Source organism: Variovorax sp. F042 (genome assembly GCF_057814215.1).
On the sequence record NZ_JBVASX010000001.1, the window covers coordinates 694,808 to 717,375 of the forward strand.

The 22,568-nt window shown below is 68.2% G+C and carries 26 protein-coding genes; 16 read left to right on the forward strand and 10 right to left on the reverse strand.

Features of this window, described 5'->3' with window-relative positions; all coding sequences use genetic code 11:
* Window position 1 precedes the first annotated feature (1 nt).
* Together ACZYSP_RS03335 and ACZYSP_RS03340 are read right to left on the reverse strand one after the other, a co-directional pair.
* On the reverse strand, window positions 2-646 hold the full coding sequence (locus ACZYSP_RS03335; protein WP_093073957.1) for a COG4648 family protein: 645 nt from the start codon (window positions 644-646) through the stop codon (window positions 2-4).
* Window positions 647-650: 4 nt separating this feature from the next.
* Window positions 651-962: a phosphopantetheine-binding protein gene (locus tag ACZYSP_RS03340; RefSeq protein ID WP_093073955.1), complete on the reverse strand. Its 312-nt coding sequence runs from the start codon at window positions 960-962 to the stop codon at window positions 651-653.
* A 100-nt stretch (window positions 963-1,062) separates the two neighbouring features.
* Between ACZYSP_RS03340 and ACZYSP_RS03345 the strand changes: the two genes are divergently transcribed.
* On the forward strand, window positions 1,063-2,580 hold the full coding sequence (locus tag ACZYSP_RS03345) for a helicase HerA-like domain-containing protein (protein WP_093073953.1): 1,518 nt from the start codon (window positions 1,063-1,065) through the stop codon (window positions 2,578-2,580).
* 30 nt (window positions 2,581-2,610) lie between these two features.
* Here the strand turns inward: ACZYSP_RS03345 and ACZYSP_RS03350 are convergent, their stop codons facing one another.
* The 3 genes from ACZYSP_RS03350 to ACZYSP_RS03360 all read right to left on the reverse strand — a co-directional run bounded on the left by ACZYSP_RS03350 (window position 2,611) and on the right by ACZYSP_RS03360 (window position 4,255).
* Window positions 2,611-3,252, reverse strand: a complete 642-nt coding sequence (locus ACZYSP_RS03350) for an NrsF family protein (protein WP_093073951.1) — start codon at window positions 3,250-3,252, stop codon at window positions 2,611-2,613.
* Window positions 3,249-3,839: a sigma-70 family RNA polymerase sigma factor gene (locus tag ACZYSP_RS03355; RefSeq protein ID WP_093056952.1), complete on the reverse strand. Its 591-nt coding sequence runs from the start codon at window positions 3,837-3,839 to the stop codon at window positions 3,249-3,251. Before ACZYSP_RS03355 ends, ACZYSP_RS03350 begins: the two co-directional genes overlap by 4 nt.
* 80 nt (window positions 3,840-3,919) lie before the next feature.
* Complete coding sequence (locus ACZYSP_RS03360) at window positions 3,920-4,255, reverse strand: hypothetical protein (RefSeq protein WP_143042606.1); 336 nt, start codon at window positions 4,253-4,255, stop codon at window positions 3,920-3,922.
* Window positions 4,256-4,410: 155 nt separating this feature from the next.
* On the opposite strand from ACZYSP_RS03360, the gene ACZYSP_RS03365 reads away from it, so the two are divergent.
* From ACZYSP_RS03365 to ACZYSP_RS03410, 10 genes are all read left to right on the forward strand, one after another.
* Window positions 4,411-5,721, forward strand: coding sequence for a GTP cyclohydrolase II (locus tag ACZYSP_RS03365; protein WP_093056954.1), 1,311 nt, complete (start codon window positions 4,411-4,413; stop codon window positions 5,719-5,721).
* Window positions 5,718-7,124 (forward strand): URC4/urg3 family protein, encoded by a 1,407-nt coding sequence (locus ACZYSP_RS03370; protein ID WP_093073949.1) that lies wholly within the window; start codon window positions 5,718-5,720, stop codon window positions 7,122-7,124. The genes ACZYSP_RS03365 and ACZYSP_RS03370 overlap by 4 nt, the downstream gene beginning before the upstream one ends.
* 36 nt (window positions 7,125-7,160) lie before the next feature.
* Entirely contained in the window at window positions 7,161-7,790 is a 630-nt protein-coding gene (gene upp, locus ACZYSP_RS03375) for a uracil phosphoribosyltransferase (protein ID WP_007837874.1), read from the forward strand.
* A gap of 80 nt (window positions 7,791-7,870) precedes the next feature.
* The gene (locus tag ACZYSP_RS03380; protein ID WP_093056956.1) at window positions 7,871-8,872 is read left to right on the forward strand and encodes a BMP family protein; all 1,002 of its coding nucleotides are present in this window, start codon (window positions 7,871-7,873) and stop codon (window positions 8,870-8,872) included.
* Window positions 8,873-8,880: 8 nt separating this feature from the next.
* The gene (locus tag ACZYSP_RS03385; RefSeq protein WP_093073947.1) at window positions 8,881-9,828 is read left to right on the forward strand and encodes a 5'-methylthioadenosine/S-adenosylhomocysteine nucleosidase; all 948 of its coding nucleotides are present in this window, start codon (window positions 8,881-8,883) and stop codon (window positions 9,826-9,828) included.
* Entirely contained in the window at window positions 9,825-11,456 is a 1,632-nt protein-coding gene (locus tag ACZYSP_RS03390; RefSeq protein WP_489012949.1) for an ABC transporter ATP-binding protein, read from the forward strand. Before ACZYSP_RS03385 ends, ACZYSP_RS03390 begins: the two co-directional genes overlap by 4 nt.
* Window positions 11,456-12,520 (forward strand): ABC transporter permease, encoded by a 1,065-nt coding sequence (locus ACZYSP_RS03395; protein ID WP_177142302.1) that lies wholly within the window; start codon window positions 11,456-11,458, stop codon window positions 12,518-12,520. The genes ACZYSP_RS03390 and ACZYSP_RS03395 overlap by 1 nt, the downstream gene beginning before the upstream one ends.
* Window positions 12,517-13,440, forward strand: coding sequence for an ABC transporter permease (locus tag ACZYSP_RS03400; RefSeq protein WP_093073941.1), 924 nt, complete (start codon window positions 12,517-12,519; stop codon window positions 13,438-13,440). Before ACZYSP_RS03395 ends, ACZYSP_RS03400 begins: the two co-directional genes overlap by 4 nt.
* Entirely contained in the window at window positions 13,440-13,907 is a 468-nt protein-coding gene (locus ACZYSP_RS03405) for a hypothetical protein (RefSeq protein WP_371258767.1), read from the forward strand. The genes ACZYSP_RS03400 and ACZYSP_RS03405 overlap by 1 nt, the downstream gene beginning before the upstream one ends.
* 63 nt (window positions 13,908-13,970) lie before the next feature.
* Window positions 13,971-15,257 carry an amidohydrolase family protein gene (locus tag ACZYSP_RS03410; RefSeq protein ID WP_093073937.1) on the forward strand — a complete coding sequence of 429 codons (1,287 nt, stop codon included), beginning with the start codon at window positions 13,971-13,973 and terminating at the stop codon, window positions 15,255-15,257.
* 9 nt (window positions 15,258-15,266) lie between these two features.
* Here ACZYSP_RS03410 and ACZYSP_RS03415 read toward each other — a convergent pair whose 3' ends face one another.
* Window positions 15,267-16,571 (reverse strand): ATP-binding protein, encoded by a 1,305-nt coding sequence (locus tag ACZYSP_RS03415; RefSeq protein WP_093073935.1) that lies wholly within the window; start codon window positions 16,569-16,571, stop codon window positions 15,267-15,269.
* A complete protein-coding gene (gene ompR / locus ACZYSP_RS03420; protein WP_093073933.1) occupies window positions 16,568-17,290 on the reverse strand; it encodes an osmolarity response regulator transcription factor OmpR in 723 nt (240 codons plus the stop codon). The genes ACZYSP_RS03415 and ompR overlap by 4 nt, the downstream gene beginning before the upstream one ends.
* A 194-nt stretch (window positions 17,291-17,484) precedes the next feature.
* On the opposite strand from ompR, the gene ACZYSP_RS03425 reads away from it, so the two are divergent.
* From ACZYSP_RS03425 to ACZYSP_RS03440, 4 genes are read left to right on the forward strand one after another with little or no spacing between them, the layout of a single operon-like run.
* Window positions 17,485-17,931, forward strand: coding sequence for a hypothetical protein (locus tag ACZYSP_RS03425; RefSeq protein WP_093073931.1), 447 nt, complete (start codon window positions 17,485-17,487; stop codon window positions 17,929-17,931).
* A gap of 17 nt (window positions 17,932-17,948) precedes the next feature.
* Window positions 17,949-18,239 (forward strand): EF-hand domain-containing protein, encoded by a 291-nt coding sequence (locus tag ACZYSP_RS03430; protein ID WP_093056963.1) that lies wholly within the window; start codon window positions 17,949-17,951, stop codon window positions 18,237-18,239.
* Between the two features lies 1 nt (window position 18,240).
* Window positions 18,241-19,101 (forward strand): sterol desaturase family protein, encoded by an 861-nt coding sequence (locus tag ACZYSP_RS03435; RefSeq protein ID WP_093056964.1) that lies wholly within the window; start codon window positions 18,241-18,243, stop codon window positions 19,099-19,101.
* The gene (locus ACZYSP_RS03440; RefSeq protein WP_093073927.1) at window positions 19,098-19,973 is read left to right on the forward strand and encodes an alpha/beta hydrolase; all 876 of its coding nucleotides are present in this window, start codon (window positions 19,098-19,100) and stop codon (window positions 19,971-19,973) included. The genes ACZYSP_RS03435 and ACZYSP_RS03440 overlap by 4 nt, the downstream gene beginning before the upstream one ends.
* On the opposite strand, the gene ACZYSP_RS03445 is transcribed toward ACZYSP_RS03440, so the two are convergent.
* A complete protein-coding gene (locus ACZYSP_RS03445; protein ID WP_093073925.1) occupies window positions 19,970-20,821 on the reverse strand; it encodes an NAD-dependent protein deacetylase in 852 nt (283 codons plus the stop codon). The genes ACZYSP_RS03440 and ACZYSP_RS03445 overlap by 4 nt on opposite strands.
* Window positions 20,822-20,935: 114 nt before the next feature.
* Between ACZYSP_RS03445 and ACZYSP_RS03450 the strand changes: the two genes are divergently transcribed.
* Window positions 20,936-21,346 carry a GFA family protein gene (locus tag ACZYSP_RS03450; RefSeq protein ID WP_093073923.1) on the forward strand — a complete coding sequence of 137 codons (411 nt, stop codon included), beginning with the start codon at window positions 20,936-20,938 and terminating at the stop codon, window positions 21,344-21,346.
* An 11-nt stretch (window positions 21,347-21,357) separates the two neighbouring features.
* Here ACZYSP_RS03450 and ACZYSP_RS03455 read toward each other — a convergent pair whose 3' ends face one another.
* Both ACZYSP_RS03455 and ACZYSP_RS03460 read right to left on the reverse strand, forming a co-directional pair.
* Window positions 21,358-21,804, reverse strand: a complete 447-nt coding sequence (locus tag ACZYSP_RS03455; RefSeq protein ID WP_093073921.1) for a DUF3574 domain-containing protein — start codon at window positions 21,802-21,804, stop codon at window positions 21,358-21,360.
* A 21-nt stretch (window positions 21,805-21,825) separates the two neighbouring features.
* Window positions 21,826-22,560, reverse strand: a complete 735-nt coding sequence (locus ACZYSP_RS03460) for a CatB-related O-acetyltransferase (protein ID WP_093073919.1) — start codon at window positions 22,558-22,560, stop codon at window positions 21,826-21,828.
* Window positions 22,561-22,568 lie beyond the last annotated feature (8 nt).

The window sequence follows — 22,568 nt, forward strand, 5'->3', positions numbered from 1 at the left end:
GTCATTGGCCGCCGGGGCTGGTGTCCACCGACGATGTGCCATAGAACGCGCGCACCGCATCCACGAGGCGCGTGCGTTCGAATTCGGGATGCAGCCGATAGCGTACAAAGTGCTCGCCCACGAAGAGCAGCGTCACCATCACGGGCGACAGCACATTGGCGAACAGCGACCAGTCGGAGAACGGCCTTGTCAGGTAGATGAGGATCGACGCCAGCACCGTCAGCGCGAAGAAGCCGGTCCAGATGCGCGTGAGCTGCGTGGTGTAGGACAGCATGTGCCCCTTGAGCGGGTGCACCCGCTGCGCGAACTGCGTGATCAGCGGCAGGCCCCGGCCGCGCAGCGTGGAGCCGAACCAGCCGCACAGCGCGGCGTTGATGGCCACGTGCTGCAGCACGTACAAGCGGTTGGGATCGCCTGCCTCACCCAGGAAGACGAGCGAGAAGCCGCCCACGCCCAGAACGGCCACGGCGGCAAGGCCCCAGCGACCGAACCAGCTGGCGGCAAGGCCCATGGCAGCGAGCCAGAGCGGCCCGAGCAACACCACGACCGCCCACGGTTCCGTGGCATGGAACAGCGTCATCCAGTGGGACAGGCCGGCATACGCCACGCCTGCCACCAGAAGGAGTGCTATTCGCCATCGCGACATGGGATCAGGAAACCACGCGATGCTGGGCGACGTGGGTCGCGAGCGTACGCAGCGACTGGAAAATCTGCTGGTTGCGTTCGTCGTCAGAACGCAGCTGGAAACCATAGCGGCGCGAGACTTCGAGCGCTACTTCGAGGATGTCGATCGAGTCGAGTCCGAGGCCTTCGCCATAGAGCGGGTCGGTCGGCACGATGTCCTCGGGGGCCACTTCGAGATTCAGCGCGTTCACGAGCAGCACGGCCAGCTCTTTTTCGATCGGCGACTGTTCGGAGGCATCGCCAGTGGCGGGAATGGGGGGCTGAGCAGTCGATGACAAAAAAACCTCCTAAAACTTTTTCCTGAACTACCGTGCGGGCCGTGGATTATAGGAGTGCCGCTTGATTAGACTGCCCGCTTCGATACGACCGGAGCGCCCCATGGCCGACCCACTTCTGATCGCACGGCACGACGCCATCGAGTGCAGCCTTCTCCCCAGCCTGGCCAATCGCCATGGCCTTATCACCGGCGCCACCGGCACCGGCAAGACAGTCACCCTGCAGACCATCGCCGAAAAGCTCTCCGCCATCGGCGTGCCGGTGTTCATGGCCGACGTCAAGGGCGACCTGACCGGTATCAGTCAAAAGGGTGCCATCGGCGGCAAGCTGGCTGCCACCCTCAAGGAACGGGGCATCGAGGTGCCCGAGCCCTCCGCCTGCCCCGTTACGGTGTGGGACGTGTTCGGCGAACAGGGCCACCCGGTGCGCGCCACCGTCTCCGACATGGGCCCGCTGCTGCTGGGCCGCATGCTCGACGTGAACGAAACACAGGCCGGCGTGCTGAACCTCGTGTTCAAGATCGCCGACGACAACGGCCTGCTGCTGCTCGACCTGAAAGACCTGCGCGCCATGCTGCAGTACGTGGGCGAAAACAGCAGCCAGTTCACCACCCAGTACGGCAACATCAGCGCCGCCAGCGTGGGCGCCATCCAGCGCGGCCTGTTGCAGATCGAAACCCAGGGCGGCGACAAGTTCTTCGGCGAGCCGATGCTCAACATCGCCGACTTCATGCAGACCGTGGGCGGCAAGGGGGTCGTCAACATCCTCGCGGCCGACAAGCTCATGAACTCGCCGCGCCTGTACGCCACCTTCCTGCTGTGGATGCTGTCCGAGCTGTTCGAGCAGCTGCCCGAAATCGGCGACCCCGAGCAGCCCAAGCTGGCCTTTTTCTTCGACGAGGCCCACCTGCTGTTCAACGAGGCGCCCAAGGCGTTGGTGGAACGCATCGAGCTGGTGGTGCGGCTGGTGCGCTCCAAGGGCGTGGGCGTGTATTTCGTTACGCAGAACCCGCTGGACATCCCTGACACGGTGCTGGCCCAGCTGGGCAACCGCGTGCAGCACGCGCTGCGCGCCTTCACACCGCGCGACCAGAAGGCCGTGAAGGCGGCCGCCAGCACCATGCGCCAGAAGCCGGGCCTCGACATCGAGACGGCCATCACCGAACTCGCGGTCGGCGAGGCGCTGGTGAGCTTCCTCGACGAAAAGGGCCGCCCGAGCGTGACCGAGCGCGTGTTCGTGCTGCCGCCCGGCAGCCAGCTCGGCCCCATCACGCCCGACCAGCGCAAGGCACTGATCGCCGGCTCGCTCGTCGCCGGTGTCTACGAGAAAACGGTAGACCGCGAATCGGCCTACGAAAAGCTCAAGGGCCGCGCCGACAGCGCACCCGACGCACCGGCAGCAACGCTGCCCGGCGGCAAGGATGCGGCGGCATCGTCCGGTTCCGGCATGGGCGGCATGCTCAACGACATGCTCTTCGGCACCACCGGCCCGCGCGGCGCGAAGCACGACGGGCTGGTGCAGACCATGGCCAAGTCGGCGGTGCGCACCATGGGTACGTCTGTTGGCAAGGAAATCCTGCGAGGCGTGCTCGGCGGGATCTTCGGCTCGAAGAAGCGTTGACTTGACCGGCCCAGGGCCTCTGCCGGCGCGCTACCAGCGCAGCAGGCGTGGCCCGAGCACGGCACCAACCAGCACCGGCACAGCGATCCCGCTCACATACCAGACCGCAAGGAACGGCGCGGTCAGCTCCATGCAGTGCAGCGCGTAGACCGCCGCGCCAATGCCCCCGGCAAGCGCCCCTGCCGCAGCCCCGGCCAGCGCCGGCCGCGTGGGCGCCATTCCCTTGAGCGCCACCATCGTGGCCGCGAACACCGGCAGCGCCATCAGCCCGATGCTCAGTGCGCAGACGCGCCATGACTGCCCCATCAGCGAGGGCATGCGCTCCTCTGCCGGCACGGTGAACCAGGCGATCACCGCCAGCACCCACACCGCGAGCACGGGCAGCACCGCGCCCACCCAGGTGCGCCGCGGCTCGACGCCCGGCCGCGCAAGCCGCTCCACGGCCACGAAGCCAGCCGCTGCGATGCACAAGGGAAACAGCACCTTGACCCAGAACATCGGCCAGAACATGGCCTGCACGATGTCGCGCCGCATGCCGTACTCGCCGAACAGGATCAAGAACGAGAACGGCAGACCCAGCAGCACCGCCAGCCAGATGCGTCGGCTGGCACGGCGGCGCGGCACGGCCACCTCGCCGCTCGCCAGCATCGCGACCAGATCGTCGGTCTTCATGCCGCACCTCCCCAGCTGTTGCCGAACCGGGCCGCCAGCGCCTTGAGCCCCCTGTGAATGCCGACCTTGACCGCCGACTCCGACATTCCTGTCAGGCTCGCGGTCTCGGCAACCGACAGGCCTTCGATCTTCACGTGCACGATCGGCAGCCGCTGGCGCTCGGGCAGGGTTTCGAGCAGGCCGCCGAGGTCGCGCTTCGCATCGCTGGCCTCTTCGGCTGATTCGGCGAACACGGCCAGGTCGTCGTCCAGCGGGTCATGCAGGTCTTCGCGGACCGACTTGGCGCGCAGCAGATCGATCATCTTGTAGCGCGCAATCGCATGCACCCAGGCCGTCAGCGGCTGGTCGCTCTGGTAGGTGTGGCGCTGGTTGTGCATGGCGAGCAGGCATTCCTGGACGAGGTCTTCCACTTCATCGGGCCAGCCAAAGAGGCGCTTGCCCAGAAAGGCGCGCAGGTGCGCGCTGAGTCGCTGCAGGAAGTCGCGGTAGGCCTTCGCGTCGCCGTCGAGGCCGCGAAGGAACAGGCTGCGCAGCGCCGCTTCCGCGTCGCTCGGGTTCGTCCTGCTGCCTACGGTGTTTCGTTCCATCGGGCTGGCTGGTTACAGCCTTGTCGAAAAAAGTTCCGGTGGATTGTGCCGCGAGCGGCGGCCGGCCCCGGGCCGGAGCCTCAAGACACCCGCGCCGGCGTATCCACCACGAGGCCGACGGCCTCCTTCACGCACTGCTCAATGATCGGGCCGCTCTTGCTCCTGATCTTGTCCACGTCCTGCAGATCCGACACAGTAGCGTCCTTCATGACGCCATCGGCCGCGCAGGTGCACAGCTTGGTGAGCTCCTCCTGCGATTTGTTCCCGCGCGATCCGGCGCTCTTGACGCAGCTGTCGATGAAGCTCGTCCTGAAGTTGGTCTTGAAGGCGGAATCGAAACCTTGCGAGAAGCCTTCGGTGGCCTTGTCGCAGGCAGACAGGCTCAAGGCGAGAAATACACAGAGAAGCGTGCGCATTGATTTCCTCCAGCAAAAGATGTTGTGAGTGCGGTCCGTCCACGCGCATTGTTGTTCAACATCCGCGGACCGCCGAAGCGCGCTGCAACCAAGGGCGCGCCCTCGCTTGCCAGCCGCACAAGTGATCGGTACATTGCATTTTTTGAGGGCTACCAATGTCTGCAGACAGCACAACGATCCCTTCCACCCCGGGCGGTGTCACGCCCCTCCCCCCACTTCATCCCTCGTCGTCGACCGGCCACATCCGGCTGACTTCGCACGCCGGCGGCTTCGGCGCGCTGCCCATTCACTGGGGCGCGGCCACTGCAACCGAGCGCGGACCGGTAGTCGGCACCACCACCAAGCGGGCACATCGCAACGTGATCGGCACGCACAGCGGCTCCTACAGCGTGTACCGCGCGCTGGCAGTGGCGGCCGGGGCGCTCAAGCGCGAGCACAAGGCCGACCTGACCAACACCGCGCCCACCGACGTGATCGGGCCCTATCCGCAGTGGAGCGAGCCGGGGCGCATCGTGTCGCTGGACCCATGGGGCGCGCTGGTGGCAGACGTGTTCTCCACCGAGCTGGCAGCGGGCTACGACATCCGCCCGACCATCGCGATCACCAAGGCGCATGTGATCCTGCCCGAGGTCATCGAGGCGCTGCAAAGCGGCCGCCTCAAGGCCGACGGCCATTTCCTCACCACCGGCGGCGCCGCGATGGTGACCAAGGCCGCCATCGAACCCGTGTGGTACCTGCCCGAGGTGGCGCGCCGCTTCGGCTGCTCCGAGACCGACCTGCGCCGCACGCTCTTCGAGGAAACCGGCGGCATGTACCCCGAGCTGGTCACGCGCTCCGACCTCGAAGTGTTCCTGCCGCCCATCGGCGGGCAAACGCTCTACATCTTCGGCAACCCGCGCGACCTGGCCAACCCCGAAGTCGAGCTCACCGCGCGCATCCACGACGAGTGCAACGGCTCGGACGTGTTCGGCTCCGACATCTGCACCTGCCGGCCCTACCTGACGCATGCCATCGAGGAGTGCATCCAGGGCGCGCAGCGCGGCGGCGTCGGCCTCATCGCCTATTCGCGCAAGGAAGGCCGCGCGCTCGGCGAAGTCACCAAGTTCCTGGTCTACAACGCGCGCAAGCGTCAGGTGGGCGGCGACACGGCCGACCAGTATTTCGCGCGCACCGAATGCGTGGCCGGCGTGCAGGACATGCGCTTCCAGGAGCTGATGCCCGACGTCTTCCACTGGCTGGGCATCAAGAAGATCCATCGGCTCGTGTCGATGAGCAACATGAAGTTCGACGCGATCACCGGCTCGGGCATCGAGATCGGCGAACGCGTGAACATTCCCGACGCGCTGATTCCGGCCGACGCCCGCGTCGAGATGGACGCCAAGATGGCCGCCGGCTATTTCACGCCCGGCCCGGTGCCGGACGCCGAGGAACTGAAGAAGGCCAAGGGCCGGGGATTGAGCGAATGAGCAACCGCAACAGCGACGACAAGAACATGCCAGTCGACGGCTCCGGCAGCCTGCCGCCGGGGGGCGCGGGCAAGGTCGATCCGTCCATCGAATTCACTGCCGACAGCGCGCATCCGGCCGGCGCGGCCAGCCTGCTGCGCACCACCGCCGCCATCCGCCAGCGCGCGGGCGCCCTGCTGGCACGCGCGCGCCGGGGCGAATCGCAGTGGTTCCGCATCGGAAGCGACAACACGCTCGAAGACGCGGCGCGCACCGTCGCCGAGGTCACGCGCGAGCGCTATCCGTGGGACACCATCCCGTACCACAGCCGCTGGCGCCATTTCGAGGCCGGCGGCGTCAATCGCCTTGAAGAACTCGACGCATTGCTGGGCGAATGCGACGCCCGCCAGCGCGCCCGGGCCCACATCGACCTGGTGCTGGTGAGCGTGCTGCTCGACGCCGGCGCCGGACCCGACTGGCACTACACCGAATCGGCCACCGGCGAGCGCTTCACGCGTTCCGAGGGGCTGGGCGTGGCGAGCTACCACGCGTTCATGAGCGGGCTTTTCTCGTCCGACCCAAACCATCCCTACCAGGCCGATGCGGCCGGCCTGCGCGGCCTGGTCACCGACCGGCTCGGCGACGCCTTCCAGGTCAGCGAGGTGAATCCGCTGGTCGGCCTGGCGGGCCGCACCACACTGCTGCGCCGGCTCGGCGAGGCCATGGGCGAGCAGCCCGAGACCTTCGGCGACGACGGCCGGCCCGGCGGCCTGTTCGACGCGCTGGTCGGCCCCTACGGCCCGGCCGCGCCGCCCACTGCGGAGATCACCGCGCACCAGATCCTCTCGCTGCTGCTCGAAACACTGTCGCGCATCTGGCCCTCGGCCAATGCCGTCGACAGCATCGCGGCCGACGGCAGCGACAGCGCAGGCGGCATCGGCTCCGGCGACCCGGCGCTGGCGCTGGGCGACTGCTGGCGCCACAGCGCGGTGCGCGGCCCCGGCCTCACCAACGGCTGGATGCCGTTTCACAAGCTCTCGCAGTGGCTCACGTATTCGCTGCTCGAACCCTTCGAATGGGCCGGCGTGAAGGTGCGCCACCTCGACGCGCTCACCGCCCTGCCCGAGTACCGCAACGGCGGCCTGCTGATCGACAGCGGGGTGATCGTGCCGAAGGACCCGGCGTTTCTCACCCGCCGCTGGAAGGCCAGTGACGAATTCATCGTCGAATGGCGCGCGCTCACCGTGGCGCTGCTCGACGAAGTGGCGCCGCGCGTGCGCAAGGTTCTCGACCGCACCGAGGAAGAGCTCCCGCTGGCCTGCGTGCTCGAAGGCGGCACCTGGGCCGCGGGCCGGGCGCTGGCACAACGCTTGCGTGACGGTGCTCCGCCTCTGCTGATCGAGAGCGACGGCACCGTCTTTTAGACTCCCGGGTTCAGCAGCAACGATAGAAAAAATCCAATGAGCAACGTCCACCTCGTCAACCACCCCCTCGTCCAGCACAAGCTCACGCTGATGCGCCGCAAGGATGCGTCCACCAACAGCTTCCGCCGGCTCCTCAACGAAATCAGCATGCTGATGGCCTATGAGGTCACGCGCGACATGCCGATGCAGGACATCGAGGTCGAAACCCCGCTCGAGACCATGCAGGCCAAGGTCATCGACGGCAAGAAGCTGGTGCTGGTTTCCATTCTTCGCGCCGGCACCGGCATCCTCGACGGCATGCTGACAGTGGTGCCCGGCGCCCGCGTCGGCCACATCGGCCTGTACCGCGACCCGAAGACGCTGACGGCCGTCGAGTACTACTTCAAGATGCCCGGCGAGATGGAGAACCGCGACGTGATCGTGGTCGACCCGATGCTGGCCACCGGCAACTCGGCCGTGGCCGCGGTCGAGCGCCTGAAGGAGCTCAACCCCAAGTCGATCAAGTTCGTCTGCCTGCTGACCTGCCCCGAAGGCGTGGCGACGATGCAGAAGGCCCACCCGGATGTGCCGATCTACACCGCTGCGATCGACCGCGAGTTGAACAGCCACGGCTACATCCTGCCGGGTCTGGGCGACGCAGGCGACCGCATCTTCGGCACCAAGTAACGCCCCGGCGTCCGATTGAAGGGCGCCGCGCTGCTCCCCGGCAGCGACAAGAAGATTTCCATACCTCGAGGAGAAGCACCGTGACAGCACGCCGCCAGTTGATCATCCGTTCCGTCGCCATTGCCGCAGCACTTGCGGCCGGCGCGCCCGGCCTTGCGCTCGCGCAGGCCAAGCTGAAGGTGGCGGCGGTGTACACCGTGCCGTTCGAGCAGCAATGGGTGGGCCGCATCCACAAGGCATTGAAAGCGGCCGAGGCTCGCGGCGAGATCGAATACAAGGCCACCGAGAACGTCAGCAACGCCGACTACGAACGCGTGATGCGCGAGTACGCCACGGCCGGCAACCAGCTGATCCTGGGCGAGGTGTTCGGCGTGGAGGCAGCGGCGCGCAAGGTCGCGAAAGACTTCCCGAAGGTCGCCTTCCTGATGGGCTCGTCGCTCAAGCCGCAGGCGCCCAACTTCAGCGTGTTCGACAACTACATCCAGGAGCCGGCCTACCTGAGCGGCATGGTGGCCGGCGGCATGACGAAGAGCAATCGCATCGGCATGGTCGGCGGCTTCCCGATTCCGGAGGTCAACCGGCTGATGAACGCGTTCATGGCCGGCGCGAAGGAAACGAATCCGAAGGTCGAGTTCAGCGTGAGCTTCATCAACAGCTGGTTCGACCCGCCGAAGGCCAAGGAAGCGGCCTTCGCCATGATCGACAAGGGCGCGGACGTGATGTACGCCGAGCGCTTCGGCGTCTCTGACGCAGCCAAGGAAAAGGGCAAGCTCGCCATCGGCAACGTGATCGACACCCAAAGCCAGTACCCCGACACGGTGGTCGCCTCGGCCCTGTGGAATTTCGAGCCCGCGGCCGACCGCGCGATCAAGCTCGTGAAGGAAGGCAAGTTCGCGGCCGAAGACTACGGCGTGTACGCGCAGATGAAGCACAAGGGCTCCGAGCTGGCGCCGCTGGGCACCTTCGAGAAGAAGGTGCCTGCCGACATCGTCGCCAAGGTGAAGGCCAAGCAGGCTGACATCCTCTCGGGCAAGTTCACGGTGAAGGTGGACGACGCGCAACCGAAGTCCACCGCAAAGTGAGCGCGCCGATGAAGATCCGCTGGGTTTCCCTTCTCGCGGCCGGCGTGCTGGCCCTTGGCCTCGCGGGCTGCGTCGGCGTCTACAAGGGCACTGGCGTCAGCATCAACAGCAGCACGCGCCTCGACGACACCCCGCGCATCGCGGTGCTGTCGGCCTTCGAGCCCGAGCTCAAGCTGCTGCTCACGCGCCTGCAAACCCCGGCGAAGCACAGCGTGAACGGCGTGGAGTTCACCACCGGCACGCTCGAAGGCAAGCCCGTGGTGCTGTTCCTGTCGGGCATCAGCATGACGAACGCGACGATGAACACGCAGCTCGTGCTCAATCGCTTCCGCGTGACGAACATCGTGTTCAGCGGCATCGCGGGTGGCGTGAATCCGTCTCTGCATGTGGGCGACGTCACGGTGCCGGCGCAATGGGGCCAGTACCTCGAAGTGCTGATGGCGCGCGAAACCGCGCCCGGCAAGTACGCAGCGCCACCCTTCATCACCGACGCCACGCTGCCCAACTTCGGCATGATGTTCCCGCGCCCGGTGGAGGTGCGCTCGGCCGCGCGTCCGGAGATCCAGCGCAAATTCTGGTTCGAGACCGATCCGAAGATGCTCGAGGTGGCACGCAGCATCCGCAACGTCGACCTGGCCAACTGCAGCGCCGGCAAGTGCCTGCCGCGCAAGCCCCAGCTGGTAGTTGGCGGCAACGGTGTCTCTGGCCAGGCCTTCATGGACAACAAGGCCTACCGCGAATACACCTACAAGACCTTCCAGGCCAACGTGCTCGACATGGAAACCGCGGCCGTGGGCATGGTCGCCTACAGCAACGGCGTGCCGTACATCGCCTTCCGCTCGCTCAGCGACCTCGCGGGCGGTGGCGACGGCGAGAACGAGATGGGCACCTTCATGGGCATCGCGGCGGACAACTCCGCCAAGGTCATGCTGGCTTTCCTGGCTGCGTGGAAGTGACCCCGCCTTCCCTCTCTCCCACGGAGGGAGGAAGCGACGCCACCGTCCTGCGCCTCCAGGGCATCACCAAGCGCTTCGGCAGCCTCGTCGCCAACGACGGCATTTCCCTCGACCTGCAGGCCGGCGAAGTGCTGGCGCTGCTCGGCGAGAACGGCGCGGGCAAGTCGACGCTGATGTCGATTCTGTTCGGCCACTACGTCGCCGACGAAGGCAGCATCGAAGTCTTCGGCGCACCGCTGCCGCCAGGCAACCCCAAGGCCGCGCTCACTGCCGGCGTGGGCATGGTGCACCAGCACTTCACGCTGGCCGACAACCTCAGCGTGCTCGACAACGTGATGATGGGCACCGAGCCGCTGTGGCGCCCGGTGTCGCGCCGCGCGGCCGCACGTGCCCGGTTGCTCGACGTGGCCCAGCGCTTCGGGCTGCCGGTGCAGCCTGACGCGCAGATCGGCAATCTGTCGGTGGGCGAACGACAGCGCGTGGAAATTCTCAAGGCGCTGTATCGCGGCGCACGCATCCTGATCCTCGACGAGCCGACCGCCGTGCTGACGCCACAGGAAAGCGAGGCACTGTTCGCCACGCTCGCGCAGATGGTGGCACAAGGGCTGTCGGTGATCTTCATCAGCCACAAGCTCGGCGAGGTGCTGCGCGTGTCGCACCGCATCGCCGTGCTGCGCGGCGGCAAGCTCGTGGCAGAGGCGCGCACGGCCGACACCACGCAGGCACAGCTGGCACTGTGGATGGTCGGGCATGCGGTCGATGCGCCGCAGCGGCGGCCAGCCAAGTCGGTGGGCGATGCCGTCTGCGTTCTCGACCACGTGAGCACCGCATCAGACAAGAACGGCGGGCAAGACCGGCTGCGCGAGGTGTCGCTGACGCTGCGCGCCGGCGAGATCACCGCCATCGTCGGTGTTTCCGGCAACGGGCAGGTGGCGCTGGCCGAGCTGCTGTGCGGCACGCGCCGCGCCACATCTGGCACGGCTCAACTGATGGGCCGCGCCTTGCCGCCCTCGCCCGCCCGGCTGGTGCAGCGCGGTGTCGCGCGCATTCCGGAAGACCGGCATGCCGTCGGCGTGGTCGGCGACCTGCCGGTGTGGGAGAACGCGGTGTCGGAGCGCCTGCGCAGCCCGGTGTTCTCGCGCTGGTCGTGGATCGTGAAGCGCGCGGCCGCCCGCCTGCATGCGCGGCGCATCGAAAAGGCATTCGACGTGCGCGGCGCCGGCCTGATGGCGCCGGCCCGTTCGCTCTCCGGCGGGAACATGCAGAAACTGATTCTGGGCCGCGCCCTGCTGGCGCCCGAGCCGCCCGAAATGGCCAAGGGCGACGACAACAAGAAGTACCCGAACCGCGCGCCGCGCCTGATCGTCGCGCACCAGCCGACCTGGGGCCTCGACATCGGCGCCGTGGCCTATGTGCAGCAGCAGCTGATTGCCGCGCGCGACGCTGGCGCGGCGGTGCTGGTGATTTCCGACGACCTCGACGAAGTGCTCGCGCTCGGCGACCGCGTGGCCGTGATGCACGGCGGCCATCTGGGCGAGGCACGCCCGGCCGCGGCCTGGACACGCGAAGCCATCGGGCTGGCCATGGCCGGCGCGACGGCTGCGCACGCCAAGGGAGCCACGCCATGATGCGGCTCGAACGGCGCCACGAAACCTCGCGCACGGCGCTGGTGCTTGCCCCCATCGGCGCGGTCGTCTTCACCATGGCAGTCAGCGCGCTGCTGGTGCTGTGGGCCGGTGCGCCGGTCGGCCGCACCTACGCGCTGCTGCTGCAGGGCGGCTTCGGCTCGGTGTTCGCGTGGAGCGAGACGCTGACCCGCGCGATCCCGCTGATCCTCACCGGGCTGGCGGCCACAGTCGCTTTCAAGGCGCGGCTCTTCAACATCGGCGCCGAGGGCCAGCTCTATGCCGGCGCGCTGGCGGCCGTCGCCGTGGGCGGCATGCATGGCGGCACGGGCTTCGAGCTGTCGCCGTGGGTACTGTTTCCGCTAATGATGCTGGCCGCCGCCGTGGCGGGTGCGCTGATGCTGCTGGGCCCGGCGCTGATGAAGAACAAGCTCGGCGTGGACGAAGTCGTCACCACGCTGCTGATCAACTTCATCGTGCTGCTGGGCGTGTCGGCGCTGCTCGACGGGCCGATGAAAGACCCCAGCGCCATGGGCTGGCCACAGAGCGTGTCGCTGCAGTCCGATCTCGAACTCGGCAAGCTCATCGCGCAGACGCGCGTGCACACCGGGCTGCTATGGGCCGTATCGCTCGCGGTGATGGTGTGGGCGGTCTTCAAGTACACGGTGCTGGGCTTCGACATCCGTGCCGTGGGTGCGAATGCGCGTGCCGCGGCCTTCGCTGGCGTGCCGGTGACGCGCACCGTGGTGATGGTGGCGCTGCTCTCGGGTGCGCTGGCCGGGCTGGCGGGCGCGATCGAGGTGGCGGGCCGCACGAGCTACGTCACGCTCGACATGTCGCCGGGCTATGGCTACACGGGCATCGTGATTGCGATGCTGGCGGGGCTGCATCCGCTGGGCGTGATCGCGGCTGCCGTGTTCGTTGCGGGCGTGCTGGTCGGTGCCGACACCATGAGCCGCGCGGTCGGCGTGCCCACGTACATCGCCGACGTGATCGTTGCCGCATCGCTGATCGCGGTGCTGGTGGCGACATTGCTGACGCAATACCGGGTGCGGATGAAGAAATGACGGACTTCCTCGACATCCTCGCCAACCCCGCCTTCTGGGTCGCGGTGCTGCGCATCGCCACGCCGCTGATTCTGGGCACGCTCGGCGTGCTGCTGTGCGAGCGCGCGGGCGTGCTCAACCTCGGCATCGAAGGGATCATGGTCGCGGGCGCCTTCACCGGCTGGCTCGCGGTGTATGCGGGCGCGCCGCTGTGGGTGGGCGTGGGCGTGGCTGCGCTCACGGGCATGGTGTTCGGGCTGCTGCATGCCTTTCTGACCGTCGGGCTTGCGCTGTCGCAGCATGTGTCGGGGCTGGGCATCACGCTGCTTGCCACCGCGCTCAGCTACTTCGGCTACCGCGTGAGCTTTCCGAAAGTGAACACGCCGCCGACCATCACGCCGTTTGCACCGATGGACTGGCTGCCGGTGCCGATCCTGAATGCGCAGACCGCGCTCACGCTGTTCGCGCTGCTGCTGGTGCCCGTGGTGGGCTGGGTGCTGTACCGCACGCCGCTCGGCCTCGCGCTGCGCATGGTCGGCGAGAACCCGCAGGCGGCCGAGAGCCAGGGCGTGTCGGTCGCGGCAACGCGCACCGGCGCCATCGTCGCGGGCTCCGCGCTGATGGGCGTGGCGGGCTCGTTCCTCACGCTGTCGGCCTTCAACGCCTTCTTCTTCAACATGGTGAACGGCCGCGGCTGGATCTGCGTGGCGCTGGTGGTGTTCGCTTCGTGGCGGCCGGGCAAGGCGCTGATCGGCGCGCTGCTGTTCGCATTCTTCGACGCGCTGCAGCTGCGGCTGCAACAATCGGGCGATGCAGTGCTGCCTTACCAGCTGTACCTGATGCTGCCGTACCTGCTGTCGATCCTGGCGCTGGTGCTGGTGGCGCGCAAGGCGAGCTATCCGCAGGCGCTGATGAAACCGTATCGCAAGGGGGAACGCTGATGATGACCACCCGGACCGCCACCGCCGCGCGAGGCGCCCTGCTCGCGGCGCTGCTGGCGCTGGGCGGCAACGGTGCTCATGCACTTGGCATGAACTACGGCTACGAGGCCTTCAGCACCGCCGACGCCGTGACCTGGGTGCAGATGTGCGGCACCTGGGGCAAGGACCACCAGGGCACCTACCGGGTGGTGCACGCCGAGCAGTACGCCCAGTCCTTCCTCTACGTGCAATGGATGACGCGCGACGCCAACGGCAGCCTGCATGCCGAGCACACGGTGGCGATCGCCGAGCTCGACAACGACCATGCGGAAATCTCGCTGTCCGACCTCACCTGCCGCGCCACGCCGCGCGGCATCGTTGTGACGGCCAAGGCCGACTCGGGGCACGACGAGAAGCTGCGCCGCGTGACCATCGAGGTCGGGCCTGCGCCGGGGCAATACCGGTACCGGGCGCAGAACACGCGCTGAGCGGCTCTCCGGCGGCGCTCAAAGCGGCCGAAAATACCGTTCAACCGATCACAGGGTCCCACGATGCTCGACCTCCTCATCACCAACGCCACCCTCCCTGACGGCCGCACCGGCATGTCGATTGCCGTCGAGGGCGGCCGTATCGCCGAAGTGACCGAAGGCCTCGTCGCCCCGGCGCACGAAAAGCTCGATGCGCAAGGCCTGCTGCTCGCGCCCCACTTCGTCGACCCGCATTTCCACATGGACGCCACGCTCAGCTATGGCCTGCCGCGCGTCAACGAAAGCGGCACGCTGCTCGAAGGCATTGCGCTGTGGGGCGAGCTGAAGCCGCTGCTCACGGCCGACGCGCTGATCGAACGTGCGCTGGCCTACTGCGACTGGGCCGTGGCAAAGGGAATGCTGGCCGTTCGCTCTCATGTGGACACCAGCGACCCGAGCCTGCTGGCGGTCGACGCGCTGCTCGAGGTCAAGCGCCGGGTGGCGCCCTACCTCGATCTGCAACTGGTCGCCTTCCCGCAGGACGGCGTGTTGCGCTCCCCGGGCGGCGTCGAGAACCTGGAGCGCGCGCTCGACAAGGGCGTGGACGTGGTCGGCGGCATTCCGCATTTCGAGCGCACCATGGCCGATGGCGCGGCCAGCGTGAAGCTGCTGTGCGAAATCGCGGCCGGGCGGGGCAAGCTGGTCGACATGCATTGCGACGAGTCCGACGACCCGCTCTCGCGCCACATCGAGACGCTGGCCTTCGAGGCGCAGCGCCTCGGCATGCAAGGCCGGGTGACGGGCTCGCACTGCACATCGATGCACTCGATGGACAACTACTACGTGAGCAAGCTGCTGCCGCTGATCGCGCAGAGCGGCGTGGCCGTCATCGCAAACCCGCTCATCAACATCACGCTGCAGGGCCGCCACGACACCTACCCCAAGCGCCGCGGCATGACGCGCGTGCCCGAGCTGATGGCTGCCGGCGTCAACGTTGCCTTCGGCCACGACTGCGTGATGGACCCGTGGTACGGCATGGGCTCGGGCGACATGCTCGAAGTGGCGCACATGGGCCTGCACGTGGCGCAGATGACCAGCCAGGCCGGCATTCGCCAGTGCTTCGAGGCGGTGACGACGAATGCGGCGCGCGTGATGCACCTGCAGGGTTACGGCATCGAGGCGGGCTGCGACGCGAGCTTCGTGCTTCTGCAGGCGCGCGATCCGGTCGAGGCGATCCGCCTGCGCGCCACGCGACTCAAGGTGTTCCGCAAGGGGCGCTTGGTGGCCGAAACGCCTGCTGCCACTGCGAGCCTGCACCTCACGGGACGCGACGCCGCAACGAGCTGGATGGCACCGAAGCGCGCCGGCTGAACGAGGCCGTCAGCCCGCCGGCAACGGCAGCCGCAGGCGTGCATGCAGGCCCTCGCCCGGGGGTGTCTCCAGTTCGAGCCGACCGCCATGCGCCTGCGCGATGCGCTGCACGATGGCCAGGCCGAGCCCCGCACCTGCCGTCCCGCCGCGATCCGCATTGCCACGGCGGAACGCCTGCTTGAGAGCATCCGCCTCGGCCGGGTCGATGCCGTCGCCGTGGTCGGCGACTTCGACAATCGCCTCCTGCCCTACCACGCGCGTCGACAGCGTGACCGGCGCCCGGCCGTGGCGCCAGGCGTTCTCGATCAGGTTGCCGATGGCGCGCTGCATGGCCTGCTGGCGCAGCGGCAGCGTGGGCGCGCCGCCCAGCTGCAGCGCCATGGGCCGGCCATGGTCGGCGCTGGCCGCGCCCAGCGCCCGGGCCATGTCGTCGAGCGATGTCGGCACCGGCAGCTCGTCACCGTCGCCGCGCGCAAAGTCGAGGAACTGGCCGACGATGGCGTCCATTTCTTCCACGCTGCGCGTCATGCTGCTCACGAGCTCGGGCTCCATGCGGTCGCGCAATATTTCCACGCCCAGGCGCAGCTTGGTGAGCGGCGTGCGCAGGTCGTGCGAGATGCCGGCCAGCATCAGGGCGCGCTCGCGCTCGGTCTGGCGCAGGCTGCCGACCAGTTGATTGAAGCTGCGGCTCACGGTCGCGACTTCGGTGGGACCGTCTTCGGGCAGCGGCATGGGCTCGCGGCCCGCCGCCAGCGTGTGCGCGGCCTCCACCACGCGCACCAGCGGCCGGTTGAGCCGGCGCTGGAACCAAAGCGCACCCGCCAGCGCGAGCAACGCGCTGCCTACAGATACCGCCACCAGCGCACCCGTGAATTCGCGCGCGGGCAAGAGGCCGGGCATCACGACCCAGTGATCGCTTCCATCGAGCGTGAGCCGCAGCGCCAGGCCGCCGTCGGGCTCGCGGCGCCACACGGCCTCCACGCCCTTGCTCGCGATGCGCGCCGACACCGAGCGCACGAAGCCGCGCTCCAGCGGCGTGAGCAGCACGCGCGGGCCGCGCGCCTTGTCGGCGCGGCCAGCCGTCGCCTGCTGGTTGAACCCGTCCACGAATGCCGGCCGCTGGGCCGGCGGCAGCGCCAGCATGCCCGCGCGGATGGCTGCCACGTTGCGCGCCACGCTCTCGGCAATCTGGTCGAGCCGTGGCTTGATGACCATCTCGCGCAACAGCAACCCGCCGCCGATCTGGCCCAGCGCGATGAGCAGCACGAGCAGCAGCGCGTTGCGCCCGAACAGGCTGCGTGGAAAGAGCTTCATGGCACGAACAGGTAACCCACGCCCCAGACCGTGCGGATGTGGCGCGGTTGCGCGGAATCGGCCTCGATGAGCTTGCGCAGGCGCATGACCTGCACGTCGATGCTGCGGTCGGTGGCCTCGTGCTCGCGGCCGTGGGCCAGTTCGATCAGGCGCTCGCGGCCCAACGGCCGGTTGGCGTTGAGCGCCAGCGCCTGGAGCAGCGAAAACTCACCGGTGGTCAGGGGGATATCTTCTTTCGCGCCCTCCACCTCGCGCTCGAGGCGTCGCTCGCCGAGGTGCAGCGTGAAGGCGCCGAAGCGCACGCTTTCCTGCACCGGCGCCGGCCCGGTGTGCGCGCCCAGCATGCGCTGGCGCCGCACCAGCGCCTGGATGCGCGCCAGCAACTCACGCGGGTTGAAGGGCTTCGGCAGGTAGTCGTCGGCGCCCATCTCGAGACCGACGATGCGGTCGACCGGATCGCCGCGCGCAGTCAGCATCAGGATGGGAATGGTCTCACCCTGTGCGCGCAGCCGGCGGCACACAGCCAGGCCGTCTTCGCCGGGCATCATGACGTCGAGCACCAGCACGTCGAAGCGCTCGCGTGCGAGCAGCTTGTCGAGCGGCTGGGCGCTCTCGACGGTGCGCACGGCATAGCCCTGGTCGCCGAGGTAGCGCTGCAGCAGCGCGCGCAGGTCGGCTTCGTCGTCGGCAATCAGGATGCGGGCCAGCGCTTCGGTCATGCGGCGAATCGTAACGGCGGCTGCCTTGCCCGGTCGCGCGGGAATTCATGACAAACGATGACAGAGCCCCGGACGGGCGCTCACGGATTGTCATGAACGCACCGCGCTGCGCCATGGCTGGCTCACATCTCGCGGCCACAGTCGCTTTCACGGCTTCGCGAGGTGCGCAGCCGGCACCGCAAGGAGTCTTGAACATGAAGCGCGTTCTTTCCCTGTCCACTTCCGCCGCGCTGGCCGGCGTGCTGCTGGCGGCGGCCTTCACGGCCACTCAAGCTGGCGCGGCCAGCCGGCATGTCGTGCGGCCCAACGCCGCGGGTGGCACCACCGCCACGAACATGCGCGCGCTACGCGGGCCCGGCGGAGGCTATGCAGCCCGCGCCGGCACGACCTCGGTCAACCCCGACGGCTCGGCCAGCCACCGCAGTGGCTTCGCTACAGCCGGCACGCGCGGCAGCGCAGAAAGCAGCGGCAGCGCGAGCCGCGACGCATCGGGCAACGTAACCCAGAGCCGCAGCACCACTGCCACCAGCGCCGCCACCGGCAACAGCGTGCAGAGCAGCACGAGCTACAACAGCGCCACCGGCCTGACGCACAGCGCCACCTGCTACAGCGCGGCCGGCGCAGTCATTTCCTGCCGTTGATGCAAGGGAGCGTGCCCATGACAACCCGCCACGTCCTGCCGCTGCTGCTCGCAGCCGTGTCCTTTGCCGCCTGCGCCCAGGCGCCCGATGCCGGCCGCGCCGAACAGATGCGCGCCGAGCTGCACAAGCGCTTCGGCGCCGCCGACACCAACGTCGATGGCCGTCTCACACGCGACGAAGCACGCGGCAAGATGCCGTGGGTCTACCGCAACTTCGACGCCATCGACAGCGCTCACGCAGGCTCGGTGACGATGGCGCAGATCGAGGCCTATGCCGTGACCCAGCAACGCAGCAGCCGGCAGAAATAGCATGTCCTTCGACCTGATCCGCGAATCGATGGGGCCGGGCATCGCGCTGTGGCTGACCGGCCTGCTCGTCTTCGTGCTGGCCGCAGCCACGCTCGAAGGCCTGGTGCAGAGTTTTGTGCGGCGCCAGGCCTACGACTGGCGCGCCTACGGCGCCTCGCTGGCCGACGCGGTAGGCCGGCGCGCGGTCGATGCGCTGGGCCTGTCGATTGCCGCGCCGGTGCTGGCCTGGGCGCACGCGCACCGGGTCGACACCATTTCACTGTCGACGCCCGCGGCCTTCGCACTGCTCTTCGTAGGGCAGGAGTTCTGCTACTACTGGTATCACCGCGCGGCGCACCGCGTGCGCTGGTTCTGGGCCACGCACGCGGTGCACCACTCGCCCAACGAACTCACGCTGGCTGCCGCGCTGCGCCTGGGCTGGACGGGCAAGCTCACCGGCACGGCCCTGTTCTTCGCGCCGCTGGTGTGGCTGGGCTTTCCGCCGCTGGCGGTGGTGGCCACGCTGGCGGCCAACCTGCTCTACCAGTTCTGGCTGCACGCGCCGTGGATGCCGCGCCTGGGGCCGCTCGAATGGGTACTGAACACGCCGACGCACCACAAGGTGCATCACGCGTCGAACCCGGAATACCTCGACCGCAACTACGGCGGCGTGCTGATCGTGTTCGACCGGATGTTCGGCACCTTCGCTGCCGAGCGCAAGGACGTGACGCTGCGCTACGGCCTCACCACGCCGCTGCGCACCCACAACCCGTTGCGCATCGCCTTCCACGAGTGGGTGAACCTGGGCCGCGACCTCTGGAAGGCCGACGGCTGGCGCGCGAAAATCTCGACCCTCTTCGGTCCTCCGGGAGCTTCGTCATGACACATTTGCTGCGGATTTGCGCGGCCTGGCTGGGCATGCTGCTCTTCTTTCCGGCGATGGCACAGCAAGTTGGCGCGCCGGTCGCCCCCACCGGCGTGCAACGGCTTGCCGACGTGCCCTACGGCCCCGATGCACGCCAGCGCATGGACGTCTATCTGCCACCGAACGCACGCAACGCCCCGGTGCTCGTGATGGTCCACGGCGGCGCGTGGATGTTCGGCAACAAGGCAGCCGCCTCGGTGGTCGACGTGAAGATCGAGCACTGGGTGCGCGACCAGGGCTTCATCCTGGTGTCGGTGGGATACCGCTTCGTGCCGCAGGTCGACGTGATGCAGCAGGCTCAGGACGTGGCGCGCGCGGTGGCCACTGCGCAGGCAAGCGCGCCTTCGTGGGGCGGCGATGCGGGCCGCTTCGTGCTCATGGGCCATTCGGCCGGCGCGCACCTTGTTGCGCTGATCAGTGCATCGCCCGGCATCGCACGGCAGCAAGGCGCACGCCCGTGGCTCGGCACCGTGGCACTCGACAGCGCGGCGCTGGACACTGCGGCACTGATGCGACGTCGCCACATGCCTTTCTATGACCGCGTGTTCGGCGACGACCCCGCCTACTGGCGCACCGTATCGCCCACCGACACTCTTGCGCCTGGTGCACCACCGATGCTGCTGGTGTGCTCGACCCAGCGGCGCGACGGCTCGTGCACGCAGGCGAATCAGTTCGCGACTCGGGCCGCGGCAATTGGTGGCCGCGCGGAGGTAGTGCCTGAAGACCTCACGCACGCGCAGATCGACGGTGAACTGGGCCTGCCCGGTGCCTACACGGCGTCGGTGGACGCGTTCATCCGGTCACTGCGCAAGGCGCCGGGCGAACGCTAGGCCACGCGATCCGGTTGCGGCTCGGGCGCCAGTTGCTGCGCAAGCGCCTCCAGCGCCTCGCCCACCGGCCGTTCGACCTTCAGCGAGAGCAGCGCATCGGCCCGTGTGCGCCCCAGGTTCACCGCCGCCACGGGTTTGCCCGCCGCGGCGGCCGCTTGCACGAAGCGAAAGCCCGAATACACCATCAGCGACGAACCGGCCACGAGCACCGCGTCGGCTTCTTCCAGCGCCGCGAAGGCGGCCGTGACGCGCTCCTTCGGCACGCTTTCGCCGAAGAACACGACGTCGGGCTTGAGCAGGCCACCGCAGTGCGTGCACGCGGGCACGTCGAAGGCGGAGAAATCATGGCCCTGGAGATCGGCGTCGCCGTCTGGCGCGGCACGGGCTTCGAGTGCGGCCCAACTCGGATTGCGCTGCCGCAGTTCGAGCTGCAGCGCCGCGCGCGGCGTGCGCCGCTCGCAGGCCATGCAGCGCACGGTGTCGATGCGCCCGTGCAGGTCGATGGCGCCGCGGCTACCGGCCGCCTCATGCAAGCCATCGACGTTCTGCGTGAGCAGCAAGCCCACGCGGCCCGCCGCCTCCAGCCGCGCCAGCGCGCGGTGCGCCGCACCCGGACGGGCGCCGGCCATCGTCGGCCAGCCGATCAGGCTGCGCGCCCAGTAGCGCTGTCGCGTGGACTCCTCGCCCATGAAGGCCTGGTAGGTGACGGGCAACGGGCGCTTCCATTCGCCCTCGACGTCCCGGTAGTCGGGAATGCCCGATTCGGTGCTGCACCCCGCGCCGGTGAGCACGAAGAGCTTGCGGTGGCGGGTGGCGAAGTCGGCGAGCGCGGTGGAATTGGCGTCCATCCGGGGAGCATACGTGGCCGCGCCAGAGGCTGCGCGGCCGGGGAAATAGCCAGCCATTGCGCCCGCAGGCCGCTCTTCCTACGATGCCCACTTCCCCCGAAAAAAGGAATTCGCATGCAAGTACAAGGCGCCTGTCACTGCGGCCAGATCACCTTCGAAGCCGACCTCGATCCGGAGAAGGTTTCGCTGTGCAATTGCAGCGACTGCCAGGTGCTGTCGGGCTCCGCCTACCGCGTGTCGGTGCCTGTGCCGGCCTCCAGCTACCGGCTGCTGACCGGCACGCCGAAGACCTACGTGAAGACGGCAGACAGCGGCGCGCGGCGACGACACGGCTTCTGCGCGAACTGCGGCTCGCCAATCTGGGCCGCCGCGGACAGCGACACACCGCCAAGCTATGCGCTGCGCGTGGGAGCACTGGCGCAGCGCGCATTGCTGCCCCCGCGTCGCCGTATCTGGTGCCGCTCCGCGCTGGCGTGGTCGGAAGACCTGAGCGGGCTGCCGGCCATCGACGGACAACCCTCCTGAGCGCGGCAGCCTCAGAAGCGGACGCAGACGGATTGCCGCTCCTGCAGCACCGCCTCTTGCGCGAAGCGCTGGCGGTAAGTGCCGATGATGCTGGCGATGGCGGCGTCGTCCTTGTCGCTGCGCGGATGCAGCAGCACCACCAGCTTGGAGCGCTCGCGCACCACGTCGCCCGACACGCCGCGCCACTGGCCGGCGGCATCGATCACCGTCAGGCCCTGCGGAAAAGCCGGCGTCATGGTGGTGTCGAGAAAGCCCGTCCACTCGGCATCCGACACCTGGCCGCCCGAGGGAATGGCCCGGCCGAAATAGAGCGTGTCGCGCTCGAAGGTCTCGAAGCTGCTCCCGCAGGCTTTCGCCGCACCAGGCGCCGATGGCAATGCGCTGCATCCGGCGAGCGCCGCGGCCATCGCGACGGCTGCCAGCGCGGTGCGGACAAGGGGCGAAATACCTGTAGTCATGCGAAATACCTCCATGCGTGATCAACCCGGCAGAAAGACCAGCGGCGCAGGCTGGCCCTCGGCGGGCGGCGTACCGTGGTCGAGCAGGCGCCAGCCGGGATTCCAGCGCGACAGACGACCTTCTGCAACGGCGGCCTCCAGTGTCGACTGGGCTTTTTCAGGATGCTGCCAATCGAGCGCCAACGTGCGCGAGTCCCAGTCCCACCAGGGGCAGGCCTGGATACGTTCGATGAGCGCATCGGGAAAACGCTGGCGGATCGCCCTGGCCGGCACGCCGCCAACGACGGTGAAAGGCGCCACGTCGCGGGTCACCACAGCGCCCGCTCCGATCACTGCGCCGTCGCCGATGGTGATGCCGCTCTTGAGGCTGACCCTGGAGCCAATCCACACGTCATTGCCGATCACGACTGGAGAGTGCGACGGAAACTGACCTACTGACTGGTGCCGGTAGGGCTCAGGAAAATTCGGCGCATAGGCCAGCATGTGCGTCGTGAGCCAGCCGGCGGGATGGTCCGACAGGGTCTGCACACCGTCGCCGATCGAGCAATAGCGCCCCATGCGCACGTCGACGAGCAATGCGCCCGGCGAGATGCTCGAATACGCGCCCACCGAACACCCGCCGTGCATCTGCACGGCATGCCACACGCGCACCGGTGTCTCGAAGCGGAATGGCGTTGGCAGCAGCGAGCCTTCCGACAGGAACAGCCCGTAGCTTTCGAGCCCCTTCGACAGTTCGGCGTTGATCGAGAGGCTCATGGGCGACG

What these genes read in the sequence shown, in the direction of transcription:
- ACZYSP_RS03455 (WP_093073921.1), bottom strand. Translation starts at nt 21,804, where the DNA reads ATGACTACAGGTATTTCGCCCCTTGTCCGCACCGCGCTGGCAGCCGTC.
- ACZYSP_RS03335 (WP_093073957.1), bottom strand. Translation starts at nt 646, where the DNA reads ATGTCGCGATGGCGAATAGCACTCCTTCTGGTGGCAGGCGTGGCGTAT.
- ACZYSP_RS03400 (WP_093073941.1), top strand. Translation starts at nt 12,517, where the DNA reads ATGACGGACTTCCTCGACATCCTCGCCAACCCCGCCTTCTGGGTCGCG.
- ACZYSP_RS03430 (WP_093056963.1), top strand. Translation starts at nt 17,949, where the DNA reads ATGACAACCCGCCACGTCCTGCCGCTGCTGCTCGCAGCCGTGTCCTTT.
- ACZYSP_RS03370 (WP_093073949.1), top strand. Translation starts at nt 5,718, where the DNA reads ATGAGCAACCGCAACAGCGACGACAAGAACATGCCAGTCGACGGCTCC.
- ACZYSP_RS03350 (WP_093073951.1), bottom strand. Translation starts at nt 3,252, where the DNA reads ATGAAGACCGACGATCTGGTCGCGATGCTGGCGAGCGGCGAGGTGGCC.
- ACZYSP_RS03365 (WP_093056954.1), top strand. Translation starts at nt 4,411, where the DNA reads ATGTCTGCAGACAGCACAACGATCCCTTCCACCCCGGGCGGTGTCACG.
- ACZYSP_RS03415 (WP_093073935.1), bottom strand. Translation starts at nt 16,571, where the DNA reads ATGAAGCTCTTTCCACGCAGCCTGTTCGGGCGCAACGCGCTGCTGCTC.
- ACZYSP_RS03450 (WP_093073923.1), top strand. Translation starts at nt 20,936, where the DNA reads ATGCAAGTACAAGGCGCCTGTCACTGCGGCCAGATCACCTTCGAAGCC.
- ACZYSP_RS03355 (WP_093056952.1), bottom strand. Translation starts at nt 3,839, where the DNA reads ATGGAACGAAACACCGTAGGCAGCAGGACGAACCCGAGCGACGCGGAA.
- ACZYSP_RS03360 (WP_143042606.1), bottom strand. Translation starts at nt 4,255, where the DNA reads ATGCGCACGCTTCTCTGTGTATTTCTCGCCTTGAGCCTGTCTGCCTGC.
- upp (WP_007837874.1), top strand. Translation starts at nt 7,161, where the DNA reads ATGAGCAACGTCCACCTCGTCAACCACCCCCTCGTCCAGCACAAGCTC.
- ACZYSP_RS03435 (WP_093056964.1), top strand. Translation starts at nt 18,241, where the DNA reads ATGTCCTTCGACCTGATCCGCGAATCGATGGGGCCGGGCATCGCGCTG.
- ACZYSP_RS03405 (WP_371258767.1), top strand. Translation starts at nt 13,440, where the DNA reads ATGATGACCACCCGGACCGCCACCGCCGCGCGAGGCGCCCTGCTCGCG.
- ACZYSP_RS03345 (WP_093073953.1), top strand. Translation starts at nt 1,063, where the DNA reads ATGGCCGACCCACTTCTGATCGCACGGCACGACGCCATCGAGTGCAGC.
- ompR (WP_093073933.1), bottom strand. Translation starts at nt 17,290, where the DNA reads ATGACCGAAGCGCTGGCCCGCATCCTGATTGCCGACGACGAAGCCGAC.
- ACZYSP_RS03425 (WP_093073931.1), top strand. Translation starts at nt 17,485, where the DNA reads ATGAAGCGCGTTCTTTCCCTGTCCACTTCCGCCGCGCTGGCCGGCGTG.
- ACZYSP_RS03445 (WP_093073925.1), bottom strand. Translation starts at nt 20,821, where the DNA reads ATGGACGCCAATTCCACCGCGCTCGCCGACTTCGCCACCCGCCACCGC.
- ACZYSP_RS03385 (WP_093073947.1), top strand. Translation starts at nt 8,881, where the DNA reads ATGAAGATCCGCTGGGTTTCCCTTCTCGCGGCCGGCGTGCTGGCCCTT.
- ACZYSP_RS03395 (WP_177142302.1), top strand. Translation starts at nt 11,456, where the DNA reads ATGCGGCTCGAACGGCGCCACGAAACCTCGCGCACGGCGCTGGTGCTT.
- ACZYSP_RS03410 (WP_093073937.1), top strand. Translation starts at nt 13,971, where the DNA reads ATGCTCGACCTCCTCATCACCAACGCCACCCTCCCTGACGGCCGCACC.
- ACZYSP_RS03460 (WP_093073919.1), bottom strand. Translation starts at nt 22,560, where the DNA reads ATGAGCCTCTCGATCAACGCCGAACTGTCGAAGGGGCTCGAAAGCTAC.
- ACZYSP_RS03440 (WP_093073927.1), top strand. Translation starts at nt 19,098, where the DNA reads ATGACACATTTGCTGCGGATTTGCGCGGCCTGGCTGGGCATGCTGCTC.